The 21,886-nt window shown below is 63.4% G+C and carries 13 protein-coding genes and 2 pseudogenes; 8 read left to right on the forward strand and 7 right to left on the reverse strand.

The genetic code is table 11. The annotated features are described in order from the left end of the window. The first annotated feature begins 27 nt into the window (after positions 1-27). Together DFS21_RS12810 and DFS21_RS12820 are read left to right on the forward strand one after the other, a co-directional pair. Positions 28-1,878 (forward strand): ABC transporter ATP-binding protein, encoded by a 1,851-nt coding sequence (locus tag DFS21_RS12810; RefSeq protein ID WP_111532443.1) that lies wholly within the window; start codon positions 28-30, stop codon positions 1,876-1,878. 392 nt (positions 1,879-2,270) lie between these two features. Continuing rightward, positions 2,271-2,651: pseudogene (locus tag DFS21_RS12820) on the forward strand (LLM class flavin-dependent oxidoreductase); the annotation flags it as partial. Between the two features lie 82 nt (positions 2,652-2,733). On the opposite strand, the gene DFS21_RS12825 reads toward DFS21_RS12820, so the two are convergent. The 4 genes and pseudogenes from DFS21_RS12825 to DFS21_RS27275 all read right to left on the reverse strand — a co-directional run. Further along, a complete protein-coding gene (locus DFS21_RS12825) occupies positions 2,734-5,145 on the reverse strand; it encodes a TonB-dependent receptor (RefSeq protein WP_111532444.1) in 2,412 nt (803 codons plus the stop codon). Positions 5,146-5,316: 171 nt separating this feature from the next. Continuing rightward, positions 5,317-6,237 carry a FecR domain-containing protein gene (locus DFS21_RS12830; protein ID WP_110699608.1) on the reverse strand — a complete coding sequence of 307 codons (921 nt, stop codon included), beginning with the start codon at positions 6,235-6,237 and terminating at the stop codon, positions 5,317-5,319. Continuing rightward, a complete protein-coding gene (locus DFS21_RS12835) occupies positions 6,234-6,749 on the reverse strand; it encodes a sigma-70 family RNA polymerase sigma factor (protein WP_110699610.1) in 516 nt (171 codons plus the stop codon). Before DFS21_RS12835 ends, DFS21_RS12830 begins: the two co-directional genes overlap by 4 nt. Before the next feature lie 471 nt (positions 6,750-7,220). Beyond that, positions 7,221-7,574: pseudogene (locus DFS21_RS27275) on the reverse strand (hypothetical protein); the annotation flags it as partial. A gap of 267 nt (positions 7,575-7,841) precedes the next feature. On the opposite strand from DFS21_RS27275, the gene DFS21_RS12845 reads away from it, so the two are divergent. From DFS21_RS12845 to DFS21_RS12870, 6 genes are all read left to right on the forward strand, one after another. Continuing rightward, on the forward strand, positions 7,842-8,597 hold the full coding sequence (locus tag DFS21_RS12845) for a DUF4239 domain-containing protein (RefSeq protein ID WP_110699612.1): 756 nt from the start codon (positions 7,842-7,844) through the stop codon (positions 8,595-8,597). Positions 8,598-8,909: 312 nt separating this feature from the next. After that, positions 8,910-10,316, forward strand: a complete 1,407-nt coding sequence (gene ccoG, locus DFS21_RS12850; RefSeq protein WP_110699615.1) for a cytochrome c oxidase accessory protein CcoG — start codon at positions 8,910-8,912, stop codon at positions 10,314-10,316. A 39-nt stretch (positions 10,317-10,355) separates the two neighbouring features. Continuing rightward, positions 10,356-11,765 carry a GntR family transcriptional regulator MpaR gene (mapR, locus tag DFS21_RS12855; RefSeq protein WP_110699617.1) on the forward strand — a complete coding sequence of 470 codons (1,410 nt, stop codon included), beginning with the start codon at positions 10,356-10,358 and terminating at the stop codon, positions 11,763-11,765. A 62-nt stretch (positions 11,766-11,827) separates the two neighbouring features. Next, positions 11,828-13,894: a PAS domain-containing sensor histidine kinase gene (locus tag DFS21_RS12860; RefSeq protein ID WP_111532445.1), complete on the forward strand. Its 2,067-nt coding sequence runs from the start codon at positions 11,828-11,830 to the stop codon at positions 13,892-13,894. A gap of 50 nt (positions 13,895-13,944) precedes the next feature. Next, positions 13,945-16,041 (forward strand): PAS domain-containing protein, encoded by a 2,097-nt coding sequence (locus tag DFS21_RS12865; RefSeq protein ID WP_111532446.1) that lies wholly within the window; start codon positions 13,945-13,947, stop codon positions 16,039-16,041. Then, positions 16,010-18,103: a PAS domain-containing protein gene (locus DFS21_RS12870; protein ID WP_111532447.1), complete on the forward strand. Its 2,094-nt coding sequence runs from the start codon at positions 16,010-16,012 to the stop codon at positions 18,101-18,103. The genes DFS21_RS12865 and DFS21_RS12870 overlap by 32 nt, the downstream gene beginning before the upstream one ends. A 166-nt stretch (positions 18,104-18,269) precedes the next feature. On the opposite strand, the gene DFS21_RS12875 is transcribed toward DFS21_RS12870, so the two are convergent. The 3 genes from DFS21_RS12875 to DFS21_RS12885 all read right to left on the reverse strand — a co-directional run bounded on the left by DFS21_RS12875 (position 18,270) and on the right by DFS21_RS12885 (position 21,856). Further along, on the reverse strand, positions 18,270-19,016 hold the full coding sequence (locus tag DFS21_RS12875; RefSeq protein WP_110699626.1) for an SDR family oxidoreductase: 747 nt from the start codon (positions 19,014-19,016) through the stop codon (positions 18,270-18,272). 114 nt (positions 19,017-19,130) lie between these two features. Further along, a complete protein-coding gene (locus DFS21_RS12880) occupies positions 19,131-20,666 on the reverse strand; it encodes a DHA2 family efflux MFS transporter permease subunit (RefSeq protein WP_110699628.1) in 1,536 nt (511 codons plus the stop codon). Then, positions 20,663-21,856: an HlyD family efflux transporter periplasmic adaptor subunit gene (locus tag DFS21_RS12885; protein ID WP_110699630.1), complete on the reverse strand. Its 1,194-nt coding sequence runs from the start codon at positions 21,854-21,856 to the stop codon at positions 20,663-20,665. The genes DFS21_RS12880 and DFS21_RS12885 overlap by 4 nt, the downstream gene beginning before the upstream one ends. Between the last annotated feature and the right edge of the window lie 30 nt (positions 21,857-21,886).

Below are 21,886 nucleotides of genomic sequence, written 5' to 3' on the forward strand. Positions count from 1 at the left end.
CAACGCCGCGCCCTTCCGGAGACCAGCATGCTGCGTGTTTTTGAACGATGGCTCGACCCCTTCCCGCCTGATGAAATACCACCGCCACCGCTAGGCCTGCTGCGCTTTTTGTGGGCCTGCACGCGGGGCGCGCGCGGGTACCTCCTGGCCCTCGCGCTGTTCAGTGCCGGCGTGTCGATCTATGAAGCCTGGCTGTTTTCCTTCCTTGGCCAGGTGGTCGACCTGCTTCCCGCCTGGCAGGCGGGTGGCACGAGCGAACAGGAAAGCCGCGTGCTCTGGAGCATCGGTATCGTCCTGCTGACCAGTATCGTGCTGGTGACCCTGCGCACCCTGATGCAGCACCAGGTGCTGGCGATCAACCTGCCGCTGCGCCTGCGCTGGGATTTCCATCGGCTGATGCTGCGCCAGAGCCTGTCGTTCTTCTCCGACGAGTTTTCCGGCCGGGTCACCACCAAGGTGATGCAGACCGCGCTGGCCGTGCGCGAGGTGTTGTTCACCCTGATCGAGGTCCTGCCCGGCATCGGCGTGTACTTCATCGCCATCATCGCCCTGGCCGGCGGTTTCGCCCTGCAACTTATGCTGCCGTTCCTGGCCTGGGGCGCCCTGTTCGGGCTGGCGATGCTGTACTTCGTGCCGCGCCTGGGCAAGGTCGGCCAGGAGCAGGCTCATGCGCGGTCGTCGATGACCGGGCGCATCTCCGATGCCTACACCAACATCACCACGGTGAAACTGTTCTCCCATTCCAAACGCGAAGCACACTTTGCGCGGGCGGCGATGGAGGACTTCAAGCTCACCGGCTTTCGCCAGATGCGCCTGGTCAGCCAGTTCGAGATCGTCAACCAGGCGCTGGTGGTCGGCTTGATCCTGGGGGCCGGCGGCTATGCCCTGTGGCTCTGGCACCAGGGCCAGGTTGGCGCGGGCGCCGTGGCGGCGGTCACGGCCATGGCCCTGCGGATCAACGGCATGTCGCACTGGATCATGTGGCAGATGACCTCCCTGTTCGAAAACATCGGCACCGTGCAGGACGGCATGGCCACCCTGACCCGCGGCCCCAAGGTGCAGGATGCGCCCGACGCCGGCACGCTGGTGACCCGCGGTGGCGCGGTGACCTTCGACAAGGTGAGCTTCAACTACAACGGCGAACGCCAGGTGCTCGATGACCTGAGCCTGCACATTCGCCCCGGCGAAAAAGTCGGCCTGGTGGGCCGCTCCGGCGCCGGCAAGTCCACGCTGATCAACCTGCTGCTGCGCTTCTACGACGTCAACGACGGCGAGATCCGCATCGATGGGCAGAACATCGCCCAGGTCACCCAGGACAGCCTGCGCAGCGCCATCGGCATGGTCACCCAGGACACGTCATTGCTGCACCGCTCCATCCGCGACAACATCGCCTATGGCCGCCCCGAAGCGACCGAGGCGCAGATCCGCAGCGCCGCGGCCAACGCCCAGGCCGATGGTTTCATCAGCCAGCTGAGCGATCGGCAAGGTCACAGCGGCTACGACACCCTGGTGGGCGAGCGTGGCATCAAGCTGTCCGGCGGCCAGCGCCAGCGCATTGCCATTGCCCGGGTGATGCTCAAGAACGCGCCGATCCTGTTGCTCGACGAAGCCACCAGCGCCCTGGACTCGGAGGTTGAAGTCGCGATCCAGGAGAGCCTCGACGACATGATGCAGGGCAAGACCGTCATCGCCATCGCCCACCGTTTGTCCACGATCGCCGCCATGGACCGGCTCATCGTCATGGACGAAGGAAGCATCATCGAACAAGGCAGCCATGCCGAACTGCTCGACAGGAACGGCACCTATGCACGGCTGTGGCGGCATCAGAGCGGTGGTTTCCTGGGTGAGGACCAGGGGCTGGCGGAGGCAGTGGAGTAGCGGCGGGGAAACATCGTGAAAGTCGCGACCCGGAAAAATACTGCCCCCCTACCCTCTAGCCACCAACAAGCTGCCCAGCCAGTCGATGAACGCCCGCACCGGCGGTCGTTCGAGCTTCTCCCTGCGGGCGACCACGGAATAGGCGAAACGCGACGGCCAGGGCCGGTCCAGGGCCACCTTCGCCTGGCTGCATATCGCAGCCCTGGTGGGCTTTGATTTCAGTGCCCACGCCACCTGACGCGCTGGTACCGGCAGGTCGAACGGCGCCCGGCCGTGCAACGCAGTATCTGCCTCCCCGCCCCGGCCACCGGCCCGTGAGCATGCTGACCCAAGGAGCAGTCATGAACACCACCCCGAACACCTGTGGCGCCAACGCCGACACCTTTCGCGAACATGCCGATGGCTGGCTCACCTACCCGCACGCCACCCACGACAGGCACGGGCCGCTGCGCCTGGCGGCAAAAGTCCGCGCCTGGCGCGAAGCGATACCCGGTGGCGGTTTCCGCCCGCACATGACCAATGAATGGATCGACCTGGACGACGACCCGCACTTTCCCCGAACGCCCCTGCAGGGCGGTTACGTACTGCGCACAGGGCGCCATGGGCTGGTCGAGCTGCTGGAGGAATGGCGCGCGGCCGGGGTGAACCACGCCGCGCTGGGATTGCAGATGGCCAGGCGTCCGGCGCAGGACATCATCCAGGAGCTGGCCGAGGAGGTATCGCCGTTGTTTCCGACGCTGCCAGGGCCGCAGCCTCATTCACAAAGCTGGTAGCGCCAGGCAGCCGCAGAGCCTGTCCATCGCGGTATGTCGGGTAGTCCCGGCTGTGGGCCCCACCCGATCTGGCCGACGTGGATCAGAATGCGTAGACCAATGTCGCCGTGGCGCTGCGCGGGGTGCCGTACCACCCGCGCCCACCGATCGCGGAGTAGTACTTCTCATCCAGCACGTTGTTGAGGTTCAAGGCGACGCTGGTCTGCGGCGTGAACGCATACTGCGCCATCAGGTCGACCACACTGAAGGCGCCCTGGGTGAACGTCTCCTTGTTCGGGCCGGCGTTCTTCTTGTACTCCATCCCCTGCCAGCGCACGCCGCCGCCAATCTTCAACTGTGGCAAGGACTGCAGTTGGTAACTGGTGAACAGCTTGAAGGTATCGCGCGGTACTTCGGTGAGCAGGCGCTTGCCATCGGAATCCTCGGCCTGGGCATAGGTGTAGCTGGCGGAAACCTGCCAGTCAGGCAGGATCTGCCCCGCCATTTCCATCTCGAAACCACGGGTCTTGGTGCCAGATTCGGCGCGGTAGGCCTGGTCGCCGTTTGGTGCCAGCTTGTCGCCGTCGGCCACGGCCAGGTTGTCCTGCTGCACCTCGAAGACACTGAAGGCGGTGGTCAGGCGCTTGTCCCAGAACTCGCTCTTGATACCCAACTCGTAGTTCACGCCCTCCAGCGGCTCGATGTAGCCGCCACTGGCATCCTGCCTGCTCTGCGGCTTGAAGATCGCGGTATAGCTGGCGTACGCCGACCAGTTTTCGGCGAAGTCGTAGACCAGCCCCACGTAAGGCGTGACAACCCCGGTTTCGCTGCGCGAGGTGCGCGTGGTGGCGCCGCTTGAAAGAGTGGTCCCGGTTTCGTCGCGTTTCCAGTCGATCACCCGCGCGCCGGTGATCAGCGACAAGTCATCGGCCAGGCTCCAGCGCACCGACGCCACCAGGCCGTCCTGGGTTTCGTCCAGCGCATCTTGCGAATACTTGTTGTGGATAGCGTCCGGAATCGCCAGCGAACCGTCCCAGGTATGAATGTTGTCGATAGGCTGGCTCGTCCATAGCTGGTAACCGGGATTACGGTAGTAGGCCCGATAGTGGCTAGCGCCGAGGTACGCTTGATGCTCGCGGGAAAGCAGCTCGAACGGGCCGCTGGCGGACAGGTCGAACGACGTCTGCCGGGGCTCGCCCGCCCAACGCCCGGTCCAGGTGCTGATACCACTGCCATCGGGCTTGACGCTACCGGCGGCGGCAGTGGCGAAGGTGTCATCATAGCTGCGGCGACTGTGCTCGGCATTCAGTTTCAACTGCCAGCCGTTGTCCAGCTGGTGTTCCAGCGTGGTGAACAACGTTTTCGTGCGGCGCTTGTGATAGCTCCAGTCCGAGGCCGAGTTGAACGAACGCGATGGATTGAAGTGGCTGCCATCGGCATTGAACATCGGGAAGCCGTGGTTGCCTGCGCCGTCGTTGTCCATCTCCTGGTACTCGGCGCCCACGGTCAGCATCGTGCTGTCGGTGACATCCCATTCCACCACCCCGTAGGCCACCTGCCTCTCCAGTGACTGACGATCGACATGGCTCTGGCTGTCGGTGGTCGACGCCACGAAACGCCCACGCACATGGCCGCTCTCCGACAGCTTGCCGGACAGGTCCAGCTCGGTGCGGTAGCTGTCCCAGGAGCCTGCCTTGAGGGTCAGCTTGCGCTGCGTCTCGAGGGTCGGTTTCTTGCGCACCAGGTTGATGGTGGCGCCGGGGTCGCCGGTCCCCGACATCAGGCCGGTGGCGCCGCGCACCACCTCGACCCGGTCGTACGACACCATGTCGGCAAGGTCGTCGCGAAAGCCGAAGGTGTCGGGGCGGTTGACGCCGTCGACCTGGATGCTGCCGACCTGGAAGCCGCGTACATAGATATGGTTGGCGTCGCTGCCGGCCGGGCCCATGCTGTCAACGACCACGCCCGGCGTCTGCTCGAGCACCTGAGTGACGTCTGTCAGGTTCTGGTCCTCGATCTGCTGACGGGTCACCACACTGACCGACTGCGGCGTCTCGCGTGCCGACAGGCGCAGGCCGGTCGCGGTGCTGGCAGAACCGGTGGTGTAGCTGCCGGTGCCTTCGGTGGTGCTGCCCAGGCCCAGGGCGTCGACGCTGGTCGCGCCAAGCTCGACGGCGCCGTCGTTGTACACCTTGCTCAGCACATAGCGCTTGTCGCCCACCTGCTGCACGCGCAGCCCCGATCCCTGCAGCAACGCGGAGAAACCTTGCTCCAGCTCGAAGCTGCCGTGCAGCCCCGAGGAATGCAGCCCGCTGGTTTCGTCATTGCTGAAGCTGATGGTCACGCCGCTGGCAGCGGCGAACTGGCTGATCGCGGAGGCCAGGCTGCCGGCCGGGATATCGTAGCGCTGCGCGGCGGCCCAGGCGGTCGAGGTCGCCAGCGCGGCGCCGCAAAGGCTCAGTGCGAGGGTCGCCTGGCGAATACTGCAGGCTAGCGAGGTACGGCGTGCGGACATGAAAAGGGGTTCCTGTTTCGGGTTGGCTTGGGCACGCTTGATGCGCGCGCCCTCAAGAGCCGAAGCAGCGAAGGAAATCTGCTACCCCAAATGCGAAAAATTCTCGAATGTTTGAGAGCGAATGAGATTTCAACCACTCTTCCCGGCTCGGGCCTCCACGATTGTGGGCCCCTACCCCTTGCCGATTGGCTCCAGGCGCACCCAGTAGCGCGTCATGCGCCGTGCGCGAACCGGCAACGCGTCTTCCAGGCTGGCCAGGGCGACGTCGGTGTCGTCCAGGTTGAATGCGCCAGACAGGCGCAAGCCGGCGACCTCCCCCGCGCAGCCGAGATAACCGGGGCGGTAGCGCGCCAGCTCATGGACCACCTCGTCCAGGCGCCAGTCAACGCTGACCAGCATGCCCTCGGCCCAGGCCTGGCCACCGGGGGCCAAGGGTTGCAGGGGGCCGATATGGTCGGCGGCAAAACTCAGGCTGTACCCGCTGTCGATACGCACCACCTGCGACGCCCGGCTGGGCCGCACCTCCACGGCATGGGCGGCCACCGCCACATGGCTCACGTCGTTGTCCTGACGCACGCTGAAGCGGGTACCCAGGGCCAGGATGTCGCCTGCCACGGTGCGCACGCTGAGTGGCCGCGCATCCTTGGCGGTTTCCACCAGGATCTCGCCGCGCTGCAGCTGGATCAGGCGTTGGCCCGCGTCGTAGCGAACATCGACACGGCTGTCGGTGTTGAGGTCCAGGCGTGTGCCATCGGCCAGGGTCAGTCGGCGGCGCTCGCCGATCCGTGTCGCATAGTCGGCACTCCAGGGCGAAGCCCGGTACCCCTGCCAACCAACGGCCCCGACGCCGAGCAACAGCGCCAGTGCCTTCACGGCATGGCGCCGGTCACGCCGGGCATTCTCCAAGGTCTGCGCGGCACCGCGGGGGGCGCTGCCCAGGCGGCATTGCAGTTGCTCCAGGCGCGCCCAGGCTGCGGCGTGGCGAGGGTCGGCCATGCACCAGGCTTGCCATGCGGCGCGGGTGGCGTCATCGACACTGCTGTCATGCAGGCGCACGTACCAGTCCACCGCCTCGCTGAGAATGGCCTTCATGCGTCCTCGAACAGCAGGCAATGCATCAGCCCGCGGGCCAGGTGCTTGCGCACCGTGCTCACCGAAACACCCAGGCGTTCGCTGGTCTTGTCGTAGCTTAGGCCGTCCAGTTGCACGGCGAGAAACACAGCCCGCGTGCGCGAGCCCAGCCCATCGAGCATACGGTCGATGGCCATCAGGGTATCGAGGATCGCGGCGTGGGTTTCGGCCGAGGGCGCATAACGCTCCGGCTGCTGCGCCAAGGCTTCGAGGTAGGCGCTTTCCAGACTGCGGCGGCGGTAGAGGTCGATGGTCAGCCCGCGCGCGATGGTCGCCAGGTAGTGCCGCGGCTCCTTGAGAGTGTCGGCGGTGCGCGCCAACAACACCCGGATGAAGGTGTCCTGGGCCAGGTCCGCGGCATCGGCGGAGTTGTTCAGACGCTGGCGCAACCAGCCGTGCAGCCAGCCGCTATGCTCACGGTACAGTGCTTCCAGGCCGGTGTGCGCAGTGCCATCGGGAACAACGGTGGACATCACGCCTCCCTAAAAAATTACCAGGTGCAAATAAGAACGTGTCTCAAGTGTACTCAGTGAGGGAGGGATTGGGAATGCTGGCATGTGAAAGGGGTCGCAGGGATTGAAGTCCGCCATAAGCCCTGGCGGAGCTTGGGCATAGCAGGATGAATGGGCGAGCGCAAAGCGAGGCAAAGAGGACTTTGCTAGGCTCTGTACGAAAAGTCTTGAGACGCAGGTCAGGCAAGGCGAAAACAGCCGAGGAAGCGCAGTGTACTGGAGTACATGAGCATTCCGAGGCTGTTTTCAACGCAGCATGAACAAGTATCAAGGCTTTTCGTACAGAGCCTAGTGGCTCCTTTCGACCCAGGCTGACACCAGCATAGTCGAGCAATGGCCTCCATCCAGCCATTAAAATATGCTGGAAAATCTTCGTTGAAAAACCACCAAATGCTCTGCGTCACTGTTAGCGGCTATTTAGAAAAAGCTTCGCTACGCCTTGAATATCACCATGCTCTCGCAATAGCTATTAATTCCTGCATACACATCACAACCAGCACCCTGCAGGTCGGAACTGCTGTTGACGAGGTTCAGGTCAACCCCCAGCCAAGGGCAAGATAGCGCCAATGACCCGTCATTGAAATGATCCACCTGGCTACCATTGCCGATCGTAAAGGAGTGCCTAGGCGATGGTGGGCGACCTTGGGTGAGGTCAATTTGAAAGAGCGGTAGGCGACCCAAATCGATAAAAAACGTGCCAGTACTGTTGCCTGGGTTGTTTCTCCACGCCCCTCCGAAGCGGCTGTCGAAAGTCGAAAAACCACCCTACAGGGCATAGCTGCCGCTGTTGGCTACCCCAATCGCCGAGAACATTCATCAGCGTTTGCCGTTGTAGTTGAAGCGTTCCTCTACAAGCGCTGAGCCATCGACCTTCAAGGCGTCTACATTTTTGATTCTTCACGGATTGAATCGCTCCTGCAAGATCGGTCTTGCCAATCAGGTGGGCAGTTCTGGGTCGGAATCGGCCATCCACGGCCAGCAGCTTTCCAACCATAGCGGTCGGTCACGGACTATCTTTTAAGGCTTGACTCAGATTGATCAGGGCCCTGATGCATGAACGCTCTCTGGATCGCACTGGCCATTTTTGGGTGCTTGATTGCCGCCTCGTTGCTCATGATGCTGTGGTACCCAAAGCTGGCATCCCACCACAGGGATGAAGACACAAATACAGTAATTCGCCTGGTAGCTAACATTTTTGTGGTTATGACATCACTGGTCTTTGGCTTGATGATCAATTCTGCCAAAAATACCTTCGAGTCCATTGATGCAAACTTCCATGGGTATGCAACCAGCATGATCATTTTTGATCGGACACTGCGGGGCTATGGCGATTCGGCCCAGGAGACTCGCAACCGACTGATCATCTATCTTGAGCACGCTATCGCGACGCCATACCGGGGGGACGAGGCGCTGCAACATCGTAACAGCGAAGCAGCTAAATACTTGGATGACATAGGAAAATCTTTGGCCGTTATTAAGCCGCCAGACCGTTACCATGAAACGATGCTGCAGGATATTCGTCAGCAATATCATTCGCTCATCGAGCAACGCTGGAGGATCGTCGAGCAGTCAGAGGGGGCAATTCCTGGCCCGCTTATCGGGATGCTTGCTGCTTGGTTGACGCTCATTTTCGCCAGTTTTGGATACCGCGCGCCCCCTAATTCGATGGTAATAGCAATGTTCATCATTTCTTCATTGCTTATTTCGGCTTCCGTGTACCTCGTATTGGACATGGACGTGCCATTTCATGGCCCTATCCAGATATCCGACGAGCCGCTGCGCAGAGCGCTCGCCGTAATGCAGCTTTAAGGGAGCGGGAACGCTTGCGTTCTGGGTGGTGACCTCGCGGCGGCATGCCTTTTTGTCGAAGCGCGTTACGATCCGGCGGTTCTTTTTCAGCCAGCCGGGTGATGGGGCGCAAAGCGGCCAATACCACTAAACAAAGGTGCGGTGGATAGCCGCAGGCATCTGCAATCCAGTACGCCAAGCACCGAAATACAAGGCTTCAACAAACTCATCTCCCATCTGATATGGTTTTTATCTCGATACCTGGGCCTGTGCTGAAAACAGATCGAGGGCCATAGTGCCCTGGCCTGATCGAGGCCTGATGAGCGACGAACCATGAGCGACAGAATCCCCTTCCGAGTCATCGAGATTGCCCCCACCACCCACAAGAGCAAAAGCCAGGTGGCCGGTGGCATTCATACACGCAGTTTCACCGGTTTCTACCGCAACCTGCGGATCACCTTCGCCGGGTTGCTGTTCGTGCTGTTCTTCGGCACCGCCTGGTTGCAATGGGGCGACCGCCAGGCCGTGCTCTGGGACCTGGCCGACAGCAAGTTCCACATCTTCGGCGCGACCTTCTGGCCGCAGGACTTCATCCTGCTGTCGGCGCTGCTGATCATCTGCGCCTTCGGCCTGTTCGCCATAACCGTGTTCGCCGGGCGCGTGTGGTGCGGCTACAGCTGCCCGCAAAGCACCTGGACCTGGCTGTTCATGTGGTGCGAGAAGATCGCCGAGGGCGACCGCAACCAGCGCATCAAGCTGGCCGCCGCGCCGTGGGGCGCGGAGAAGATCGCCCGCCGCGCCCTCAAGCATGGCCTGTGGCTGGCCATCGGCGTGCTCACCGGGCTGACCTTCGTCGGCTACTTCACGCCGATCCGCCCGCTGGCTGCCGAACTGTTCACCTTCGAGCTGGGTGGGGTGGCCTTGTTCTGGGTGCTGTTCTTCACCGCCGCCACCTATCTCAATGCCGGCTGGCTGCGCGAAGCGGTGTGCATGCACATGTGCCCCTATGCACGGTTCCAGAGCGTGATGTTCGACAAGGACACCCTGGCGGTGGCCTACGACCCCAGCCGCGGTGAAGCCCGTGGCCCGCGCAAGAAAGGCAGCGACGCGCGCAGCCAGGGCCTGGGCGACTGCATCGACTGCACCCTGTGCGTGCAGGTGTGCCCCACCGGCATCGATATCCGCGAAGGCCTGCAGATGGCCTGCATCGGCTGCGCCGCGTGCATCGACGCCTGCGACGGGGTGATGGACAAGATGGGCTATGCCCGTGGCCTGATCGGCTACAAGTCCGAACACAACCTGCAAGGCGGCAAGACCCACTGGCTGCGCCCTCGCCTGCTCGGCTACGCCGCCGCGCTGACGCTGATGATCGGCGCCCTGGTGTTGGCCCTGCAGATGCGTCCGATGGTGTCGATGGACGTGATCAAGGACCGTGGCCTGTTCCGCGAGAACGCCCTGGGCCAGATCGAGAACATCTACCTGCTCAAGATCATCAACAAGACCCAGGAACCGCAGCACTATCGCCTGCGCCTGGTGGACGCCGACGGCTTCGAGCTGCATGGCCGTACCGAATTCACCCTGGCGTCCGGCGAGATGAGCGAGCTGCCGGTGTCGGTGGCGATGCTTGCCGATCGCCCGACCAGCAGCTCCCAGGAACTGACCTTCGAGATCCAGGACAGCGACCAGCCGGGTATCCGCAGCACCGCACACAGCCGTTTCGTCGCGCCGATGAATCGCTGATCCCTTACACTGACCCTTACCTTGCCTGCCAAAACCATAATGAAACGCTACGAACGATTCGCCGACGACATTGCCGAACTGATCCGCTCCGGGGTGCTAGGCCCCGGCCAGCGGGTGCCTTCGGTGCGTTACGCCAGCCAGACCCACGGGGTCAGCCCGTCCACCGTGTTCCAGGCCTACTACCTGCTGGAGCGTCGCGGCCTGATCCGTGCCCGGCCGCGTTCGGGTTACTTCGTCAACGCCCACGCGCCGCGGCCGTTCTGCGAGCCGCAGCCCCAGGCGCCGGCCAGCGAGTCCACCGATGTCGATGTGAGCGGCCTGGTGTTCTCGATCCTCGACTCGATCAAGGACCCGCACACCGTGCCGTTCGGCTCTGCCTTCCCCAGCCCGAGCCTGTTCCCGCTGCAGCGCCTGTCCCGCTCGCTGGCCAGCGCCAGCCGGGCCATGGACCCGCGCATGGTGGTCACCGACCTGTCGCCCGGCAACCCGCAACTGCGCCGACAGATCGCCCTGCGCTACATGGTCGGCGGGCTGATGCTGCCCATGGAAGAGCTGCTGATCACCAACGGCGCGCTGGAAGCCTTGAACCTGTGCCTGCAGGCGGTGACCCAGCCCGGCGACCTGGTGGCCATCGAGGCGCCAGCCTTCTATGCCTGCCTGCAAGTGCTAGAGCGCCTCAAGCTCAAGGCAGTGGAAATCCCGGTGCACCCGCGCGAGGGCATGGACCTTGGCGTGCTGGCCCAGACCCTGGACAAACACCCGGTCAAGGCCGTGTGGTGCATGACCAACTTCCAGAACCCGGTGGGCGCGAGCATGCCGGAGGCCAAGAAACAGGAACTGGTCGAGCTGCTGCGCCGCCACCAGGTGCCGCTGATCGAGGACGACGTCTACGCAGAGCTGTACTACTCGCAGCAGGCGCCGAAGCCGGCCAAGGCCTTCGACACCGAAGGGCTGGTGATGCATTGCGGTTCGTTCGCCAAGAGCCTGGCCCCGGGCTATCGCATCGGCTGGGTCGCGGCCGGGCGCTTTGCGCAGAAGATCGAGCGACTCAAGCTCATGACCTCGCTGTGCGCCTCGATGCCGGCCCAGGCGGCGATCGCCGACTACCTGCAGCACGGTGGCTACGATCGCCACCTGCGCAAGCTGCGCTACGCGCTGGAGGGCCAGCAGGCCAACATGCTCGCCGCCATCGCCCGCCACTTCCCGGCGCAGACCCGGGTCAGCCAGCCTTCCGGCGGCTACTTTCTGTGGCTGGAACTGCCCGAACAGATGGACGCGTTGAAGCTGTTCCACATGGCGCTGGCCCAGGGCATCAGCATCGCGCCGGGGCCGATCTTCTCGCCGACCCGGCGCTTCGGTAACTGTATCCGCCTGAACTATGGCAGCCCTTGGGGTGACGGCGCGGAGCAGGCCATGGAAACGCTAGGCAGGATCGTGCGCTCGTTCTGATGCCATGGCGGCGACCGATCGGCGCGGCTATAGTTGCGCGACACGCCGACCGATACCTGCTCATGCTCGACGACCCTGCGCACTCCCTAGAACACTTGAACGCACGCATCGCCGAGCTCGAGGCGCAGCTTGCCGAGCATGCGTTCGAACGCGCATGCCTGGCTGTGCTGCGTAGTCACATGACCGAAGGGTTTTGTGTGCTGGAGTTGCTGGATGGGCCAGAGGGGCCGCTGAGCAACTACCGCTATATCCTCAGCAACGAGGCTTATACGCATCACACCGCACACCCCAAGCAAATGGGCCAGACGATACGCGAGCTTATCCCGGCCGAAGCCGATGCCTGGGTGCCTCGCTTCGCCGAGGTATTGCTAACCGGCAAGCCGGCCCGCTTCGAGCAGCGTCTGGAAGCCACCGATCGTCTGTTGTCGATCGCGGCCTACCCGCTCGGGCCGGCCAGCGAACGACGGGTGGCGGTGCTGTTCACCGGGGCCCCAGCCACCGAGCGGCTCATCAATGCCATGCTCGATCGCGCCCAGCAGCACGTTGACGAAGCACGGGTCAACAACAAGCTGCTGGGTGAACTGGTCGACCATAGCCTGGCCAACGTGTTCGCCGCCGACTGCAGCCTGCGCCTGACCGCCATCAACCGGACCGCATGCGAAACCTTCGAGCGGCTGCACGGTTTCACACCCAAGGTGGGCGATTCCATTTCGCGGATCCTGGCCGACAAGCCGGACATCCTGCACTGCCTCGAGCCGGTATGGCCTAGGGTGCTGGCGGGCGAGCCATTCACTCACACCATCACCCTCGGCCCACCTGAAGCGCAGCGGCACTACGACATGCGCTACAACCCATTGCGCGATGCCGAGGGGCAGATTCAGGGTGGCTACCTGTTTGCCTACGACATCACTGAGCGGGTGCTGGAGCAGGAGCGCCTGCTCCAGACCGAACAGGCTTTGCGCCAATCGCAGAAAATGGAGGCTATCGGTCAACTGACCGGTGGCATTGCCCATGATTTCAATAATCTTCTGGGTGGCATCCTGGGTGCCTTGGAACTTGCCGACAAACGACTGGTTCAAGGACGCGGCCAGGATTGTCGCCACATGCTGGGCATCGTCCAGCAAAACGCCTCGCGTGCCAGCTCGCTGGTCCAACGCCTGCTGGCATTCGCCCGCCAGCAGACGCTCACGCCACAGACCGTGGATGTGCACCACCTGGTAGCTGGCATGCATGACCTGATTCACAGCACCCTGGACGCGAGCATCGGTTTTGTCGATGCGACGCTGGCCGGGCAATGGACAGTGCGCGTGGACCCACCGCAACTGGAAAACGCCTTGCTGAACCTATGCATCAACGCCCGGGATGCCATGACCAGAGGCGGCACACTGCGTATCAGTTGCCAGGATCATTCACTCGCCCCGATCCAGGCCGCCAGCTTGCAACTCGCGCCTGGCGACTACCTTCAGATCGTGGTGGAGGATACCGGCCGCGGCATGTCCGAAGACATTGCCTCCCGCGCCATCGAGCCGTTCTTCACCACCAAGCCCCTCGGCCAGGGCACAGGCCTGGGCTTGTCCATGGCCTACGGGCTGATGCGCCAGTCCGGCGGGCACTTGAGCATTGACAGCACTCCCCAGGGCGGCACACGCGTCAACCTGTACTTGCCCCGTGAACAGCGTACCGAGGTGCCGCTCGCGTCCTTCGACCCTCGCACCGCAATACAGCCGTCACGCAACGTTGGCCTCGACATTCTGTTGGTCGAAGACCAGCCAACCCTGCGCATGGTGATCCGCGAGGTATTGGAAGAACGAGGGAATCGGGTACAAGTCTTCGACGAAGGCGCTGCCGCCATGCGGGCGCTGGGGCAGGCTCCCCGCCCAGCATTGCTTATTGTCGATATCGGACTGCCCGGTAGCGTCGATGGCTACCAGGTTGCCAACGCTTATCGCGCAAGCAACGAACACGCCCCCGTGCTGTTCATCACCGGCTACGATGGTGACCTGGACAGTGACCGGCTGACGACATCCAACCTGACGGCCCTGCTGCACAAGCCCTTTGAGCTGGCGTTGCTGATCGCCCGGGTCGACCAGTTGCTCAGTAGCGCCAGCCAGGCACCTGGCACGGTGTAACGCAAAACAGCTACAGTGCCCTGCCACTTCACTGGAAGCCCGCATGCCCTATGCCATCGCGCGAACTGCAGACCCTTCGTCGACAGGTCGAAGACCTTCGCCAGCGCAATGCCCAGCTGGAAGCACAATGGGCCCACCATCAACAGGCTGACCAGGGCCTGTTCCACTTTCTCTTCGATACGATGGACGAAGGCTTCTGTGTCATCGAGTTCTTCGATGGCCCCCACGGCCCGCTCAGCGATTACGTGCATGTGCTGGCGAACGCGGCCTATGCCCGCCACGCAGGCATTGCCGACGTGACGGGGCAGAAACTGCGGGAAATGGTGCCGGATGAGGCCGATGACTGGATCGCCCGCTATGGCGAGGTACTGCGCACCGGGAAACCCTTGCAGTTCGAACAGGAGCTGGTGGCGACAGGGCGTGTGCTGTCGGTAACCACCTTCCGCATCGAGCCGGTCGAGCGACGGCAGGTGGCGGTACTGTTCAAGGATGTCACCAAGCGATACCGCGCCGAAGCTGCCCTGCAACAACTCAACGAGCAACTCGAACAACGGGTGGCCGCTGCCCTGGCAGAGCGCGTTTTGCTCGCCGAGTTAGTGGAGAACAGCGTCGCGCGAGTTCAGGTGGTGGACACCTCGATGACATTCCTTGCGGTAAACAAACGCGCGGTCAAGGATTTCGAGTATCTGTTCAGCCACAGGCTCCAGCCAGGCGATAGCCTGATCGAGTGCCTTGCGAATTTCCCCGTCGAGCTTGAAGGTTCCATGGCGCTCTGGCGCAGGGCATTGTCCGGTGAAACCTTTACCGAAGTAATTGCTTACGGTAAAAACGACCGCCTTCGCCACTTCGAGTCGCATTTCACCCCCCTGCGCAATGCCGCCGGAGCAATAGTCGGCGCTTACCTGTTCGTCTACGACATCACGCGTCGGGTCAACGAACAGCAAAAACTGCTCGAGGCTGAAAAGGCCTTGCGCCAGGCGCAGAAAATGGAGGCAGTCGGTCAGCTTACCGGCGGCATCGCCCATGACTTCAACAACCTGCTGGCGGGGATACTCGGCGCCCAGGAGCTGATGCGCCAACGCATGCAGCAAGCACGCCATGCTGATATCCCGGCCTTGCTCGACAGCGCCTGCAGTTCAGCCCAGCGGGCCGCCACGCTGGTTCAGCGCCTGCTGGCTTTTTCCCGGCAACAGACCCTGCAGCCCCAGATGATCCGGCTCCGTACCCTGGTCGAGGGCATGCAGGACCTGATCAGCCGCAGTGTCGGGCCGGCCATTGAAGTGAGCTGCCATTTCGAGCACGACGAAGGGGTGACCTTTATCGACCCGCCACAGTTGGAGAGCGCCCTGCTCAACCTGTGCATCAATGCCCGCGATGCCATGCCCAATGGCGGCCGCATCGATATCGATTGCCGCCAGTTAGAAATTCCAGATGACACGGCCGAGACGTTGAATCTGCCAGCGGGTCGTTATCTGTGCCTGGGCGTCAAGGACAATGGCCTGGGCATGTCCGTCGAGGTCGCGGCACGTGCGGTCGAGCCGTTTTTCACCACCAAGCAGGCGGGCCGCAACACAGGGCTGGGGCTGTCCATGGCGTACGGCTTCGTCCGCCAGTCCGGCGGCCAGCTGCAGATCTGCTCGACGCGGGGTGAAGGGACATGCATACGCCTTTATCTGCCCTGGCAGCCCGGGAGCGAACACCAGGCCTTGCCGGCGATCGAGCCTGCTGCCCGTACTCACGCCCCTGGGCGGCGCATCACCCTGGTAGAGGACCATGTGCCGCTGCGCGTGATAATCACCGAAGTGCTCGAAGAGCTCGGCCACAGTGTCGAAAGCTACGCAAGCGGCCCCGCAGCCCTGGAAGCGCCAGGCCAGCCCGAGCTGTTGATCACCGATATCGGCCTGCCCGGTGGGCTTGATGGGCGACAAGTCGCCGAAGCGTTTCGCCAGCGCCTGCCTGATGTACCGGTGCTGTTCATCACCGGTTACGATGCAAAGGCCGTGTTGCACGAACGTCCCCTGCCACCCGGGACCTGCGTGCTGACCAAACCCTTTACGCTCGACGCGCTGGTCGAACAGGTGGAGCAATTGCTATCAATGACAAGGAGTCCCATCGATGAGCGTGAGCCCACGCAGCGAGAACCCTGACGAGTTGCACGATCTTCGACAGGCGCTGCGCATCGAACGCCAGCACAACCTGCGCATGGCCCATGAGCTTGAGCAACTGCGTGAGCGCGTGCAGGAAGCCGAACGTTATCGGTTCCTGTTCGAGACAATGGAGGAAGGTTTCTGCATCATCGAATTCATTGCCGACGCGAACGGCCACTGGGTCGACTACCTGCACTTGATGGCCAATCCCGCCTATTGTCGCCATGCTGGCCTGCCCAATGTAGTGGGGCGAACCCTGCGCGACGTCATTCCCGATGAGGCCGAGATCTGGCTGAAACGTTTCGGCCATGTGGCGCGCACCGGCGAGCCGATCTACTTCGAGCACGAACTGTATGCCACCGACCGCTGCCTGGGGCTGGCGGCAATTCGGGTCGAACCCGCCGAGCGCCATCAGGTGGCGGTTATCTTTCGCGACGTGACGGCGCGCAAGCGCGCCGAAACAGCCTTGCAGGCGCTCAATGCACAACTGGAGCAACGCATTGAACAGGCGCTGGCCGAGCGCAAGGTTTTCGCCGATCTGATCGATGCCAGTGTGGCCTGCGTGCAGGTGGTGGACCGGCAGATGCGCTGGCTGGCCATCAACGCCGCCACCCGCGGCGAGTTCCAGCGAGTCTTCGGTTTCCAGCCTGAAATTGGTGCATCGCTTGAAGCACAGTTCGCAGCCGCCACAGACGATTGCCAACGCTCATTGGCGTTGTGGAACAGGGCGCTGGCCGGGGAGACCTTCATCGAAATCGACGCGTTCGGCGAAGGCGATGCGCGGCGTCATTATGAGATGCGCTTTGCCCCCTTGCGTGACAGCAATGACCAGACGCTTGGCGCTTATCTGTTCGCCTACGACATCAGCGAGCGGATCGAGGAGCAACAGCGCCTGGCACACGCCGAACACGCGTTGCGCCAAGCGCAGAAGATGGAAGCCGTGGGCCAGCTCACTGGCGGTGTGGCCCATGATTTCAACAACCTGCTCGGCGGCATACTGGGCGCACTGGAACTGGCGAGCCAGCGCCTTGATCAGCAACGTCACAATGCCTTGCCCCCGCTGCTGGACAACGCCAGGGACGCGGCGCAACGGGCCGCCTCGCTGGTTCACCGGCTGCTGGCGTTCTCCCGCCAGCAGACCTTGCAGCCCGAGCCAACGGCTGTGGCCGCGTTGGTCGACGGCATGCATGATCTGATTGCCCGCAGTGTCGGCCCACATATCGAACTGTATTGCCAGAACGACAACGACCTCTGGAACGTGCGCATCGATCCACCGCAACTGGAAAGCGCGCTGCTAAACCTTTGCATCAATGCCCGCGACGCCATCAGCGGCAGTGGCACGGTCCGCATCGCCTGCTGCAACGTGCAGCTCGACGAACAACACGCCAGCCCTCTGGATCTGAACGCCGGGCAATACGTACGCATCAGTGTGTACGACAGTGGGCGTGGCATGGATCAGCAAACCCTGGCGCGGGCCATGGACCCGTTCTTCACCACCAAGCCACTTGGCCAGGGGACAGGCCTTGGGCTTTCGATGATCTTCGGTTTCGTGCGCCAATCCGGAGGGCAGTTGAACATCCACTCGACCCCAGGGCAAGGCACGTGCGTAAACCTGTTCCTGCCGCGTCATCACAGCGCGGTGCAGCGCAAGCCAGCGATTGTCGCTCCCGTAGCCCTTCCGCGTTCCCAGGCTCGTGCACGGCATGTGGCGGTGGTCGAGGACGAAATGGCCATACGGCTGGTCATTGCCGAAGTACTCGCGGACCTCGGCCATGAGGCACGGATGTTCGAAAACGGCCCTCAGGCGCTGGCGGGGCTCCAGGCGCGCAGCGCACCAGACCTGCTGATCAGCGACGTTGGCTTGCCTGCCGGCCTCAACGGCCGACAGGTGGCCAGCGCATTGCGCCTGCGCTACCCAGGTTTGAAAGTACTGTTCGTCACCGGCTATGACGAAACGGCCGCACTGCGTGATGGCGTTCTGGAGGAAGGCATGAGCGTGCTGACCAAGCCGTTTTCCTTGCAGCAACTGACGGAGCGGATCGAGCACATGCTGCAGGGTTGAGGCGCGCTTCTAGGCTCTGTATGAAAAGCCTTGATACTCGGTGATTCTGCGTTGAAAACAGCCTCGGAATGCTCATTTACAACCCGTAAAGTCGGGCGCGACTCCGACCGTTCCTCGGCTGTTTTCGCCTTGCCTGACCTTCGTCTCAAGACTTTTCATACAGACCCTAACGCCCGCCGCCCAGGTCGATGAAGCTGCCGGTCGAATAGGAAGCCTTGTCCGACAGCAGCCACATAATTGCCTCGGCCACTTCCTCAGGCTTGCCGCCACGGCCCATCGGCAGGCCGGGCTCAAGCTTGCCAACCCGGTCCGGATCGCCACTCAGGGCATGGAAGCCGGTGTGGATGTACCCCGGCCGCACACCATTGACGCGCACGCCCTCGCCCGCCACTTCCTTGGCCAGGCCGAGGGTGAAGGTATCCAGCGCACCCTTGGACGCGGCGTAGTCGACGTACTCATTGGGCGAGCCCAGGCGCGCGGCCACCGACGACACATTGACGATCGCCCCGCCCTGCCCGCCATGCCGTCGGGCCATGCGCAGCAAGGCATGCTTGGCGCACAACATCGGCCCGACCACATTGGTCTTCATCACCTTGAGCAGGCGAAACTCCGACATCTCCTCGACCCGGCTCTGCTGGCCGATGGTCCCGGCGTTGTTGACCAGCGCGGTGACCGGCCCGAACTCCTGGTCGACGCAGTGGAACAGCCGTACCACTTCGTCCTCGACGCTGGCGTCGGCGCGTACGGCAATGGCCTCTGCGCCCAGCGCGCGGACCTGTGCCAGCATCGCCTCGGCGGCCTGGTCATCGGCGTGGTAGTTGATGCAGATGCGGTAACCCTGTTGCGCCGCCAGCAACGCGGTAGCGGCGCCGATGCCCCGGCTAGCGCCGGTGATGACGATGACCTTGTCCATGAGCCTGCCAAGTAGTCCGGAAAAGACCTACAAGATTAGGGGAAATGCCATCATTTGAAAACCTGCGGCCCCACCGCAAAAGGGGGCTTGTCGGGCCGCCCCCGCAGGTTGCTCTCAATGCCCCGCCGACGCCGGCGCGGCCTTGGCCGTGAACGGTGGCTTGGCCAGCCACACCAGCAGGATCAACCCGGCGAACACCCAGGTCAGCAAGGTGAAGTAGTCCACCGTCGACATCATGTACGCCTGGCTGTTGAGGATCTGCTCCAGCTTCGCGTAGTTCTGCGGGCTGGCACCGCCCAGTTGTTCCAGGGTCTGGCGGGTGGCCGGCTCGAAGGTGCTGATGTGCTCGCTGAGGTAGGCATGATGCTGGTCGGCCCGGCGTATCCAGATCCAGGTGGTCAGCGACGCGGCGAAGCTGCCGCCCAGGGTGCGCAGGAACGTCGCCAGCCCCGAACCGTCGGCGATCTGGTGCGGCGGCAGGTCCGACAGCAGGATGCTCAGGGTCGGCATGAAGAACAGCGCCACGCCGATGCCCATGAACAGCTGCACCAGGGCGATGTGCAGGAAGTCCACCTCGTTGGTGAAGCCGGCGCGCATGTAGCAGCTGGTGCCGATCGCCAGGAAGGCGATACCGGCCAGCAGGCGCAGGTCGAAACGGTGCGCGTACTTGCCCACGAACGGCGACATCAGCACCGGCAACAGGCCAATCGGCGCCACCGCCAGGCCCGCCCAGGTGGCGGTGTAGCCCATCTGGGTCTGCAGCCATTGCGGCAGGATCAGGTTGATGCCGAAGAACCCGGCATACCCGCCCACCAGCACCAGGGTGCCAATACGGAAATTGCGGTGCACGAACAGCCGCAGGTTGACCACCGGGTGGCGGTCGGTCAGCTCCCAGATGACGAACACCGCCAGGAACACCATCGAGATCAACGTGCCGATGACGATGAACGACGACTCGAACCAGTCCAGGTCGTTGCCCTTGTCCAGCACCACCTGCAAGGCGCCGACACCGACGATCAGGGTCAGCAGGCCGATGTAGTCCATCGGCTGGCGGCTGGTGACCACCGGGCGCGCGCGCATCTGCTGGCGCACCACGGCGGCGGCGAACAGGCCGATCGGCACGTTGATGAAGAAGATCCACGGCCAGCTATAGCTGTCGGTGATCCAGCCGCCAAGGATCGGCCCGGCAATCGGCGCGACCACCGTGACCATCGCCAGCAACGCCAGGGCCATCCCCCGTTTCGCCGGCGGATACACGGCAATCAGCAGAGTCTGGGTCATCGGGTACAGCGGGCCGGCCACCACCCCCTGCAGCACCCGGAAGAACACCAGCTCGGGCATCGACTGGGCGATACCGCACAGGAACGACGCCAGCACGAACAGCAGCGTGGCCCAGATGAACAGCTTCACTTCGCCGAAACGCCGGCTCAGCCAGCCGGTCAGCGGCAGCGCGATGGCGTTGCTCACCGCGAACGAGGTGATCACCCAGGTGCCCTGCTCCGAGCTCACGCCGAGGTTGCCGGAAATGGTCGGCAACGCCACGTTGGCGATGGTGGTGTCGAGCACCTGCATGAACGTCGCCAGGGACAGCCCGATCGTGGTCAGCAGCAGGCTCGGCGGGGTGAACTGCGCAGGGGCCGCCTGGCTCATCGCTGGGCCGTCTTGCCGGTGGCGCTGTTCTCGTGGATCAGCCGGGCGATCAGGTCATCGGCCTCGACCAACTGGCGGTCGTACACCTCGGTGGTGTAGCTGGCCTGCTGCGGCGGTTGCTGGGCCAGGGCCGGGCCACTCTGGTCGTGCAGGTCGACTTCGGCGACGGTGGACAGGCCGATGCGCAGCGGATGGGTCTTCAGCTGTTCAGGGTCCAGATGGATGCGTACCGGTACCCGCTGGACGATCTTGATCCAGTTACCGGTGGCATTTTGCGCCGGCAACAGGGCAAAGGCGCTGCCGGTGCCGGCGCCGAGGCTGTCGACGGTGCCGGAGTAGGTCACTTCGCTGCCGTACAGGTCGGCGGTGATTTCCACCGGCTGGCCGATGCGCATGTCGCGCAGTTGGGTTTCCTTGAAGTTGGCGTCGACCCACACCTCGTCCAGCGGGATCACCGCCATGGTCGCGGTGCCCGGCTGCAGGCGCTGGCCCAGTTGTACGGTGCGCTTGGCAACATAGCCGGTGACCGGCGCCACCAGCGTGGTGCGGGCATGGTCCAGGTAGGCCTGGCGCAGGTCGGCGGCGGCGGCCATCACTTCCGGGTGCGACGAAACCACCGTGTCGTCGACCAGCGCGGTGCTGGTGTTGAGTTGCTGGCGGGCACTGTTGACGGCGGCCTGGGCCACGGTCAGGTCATCACGGGAGTGGGCGACTTCCTCGGCGGCGATGGCACCGCTGTCGGCCAGCACCTTGCGCCGGTTGTAGTCCTGCTGGGCCTTCTGCAGCTCGGCCTGGCGGGTCTGCAACTGCGCCTTGAGCGAGTCGACATTGCTGTACAGCCCGCGCACCTGGCGCACGGTACGCGCCAGCTTGGCCTCGGCAGCCTGCAGGGCAACCTCGCTGTCGGCCGGGTCGAAGCGCAGCAATACCTGGCCGGCATGCACCAGGTCGCCATCGTCGGCGCCGATGCTGGTGACGGTGCCGGTCACCAGCGGGGTGATTTCCACGACGTTGCCATTGACGTAGGCATCGTCGGTGCTTTCGTGCCAGCGCCCGACCAGGCTGTACCAGGCCCAGGTGCCGGCCCCGGCGAGGATCAGGATCAGCAACAGGGCGAGCAGCCAGGCCTTGCGCTTGCCCGAGTTGTCAGGCGCGGGTGCCGGGGTGGAGGTGTCAACGGGAGTGGCCATGACAATACCTTGGAAAATGCGTGACTGGGA

The organism is Pseudomonas sp. 2848 (assembly GCF_003253945.1).
In the GTDB taxonomy this organism is placed as follows: Bacteria; Pseudomonadota; Gammaproteobacteria; order Pseudomonadales; family Pseudomonadaceae; genus Aquipseudomonas.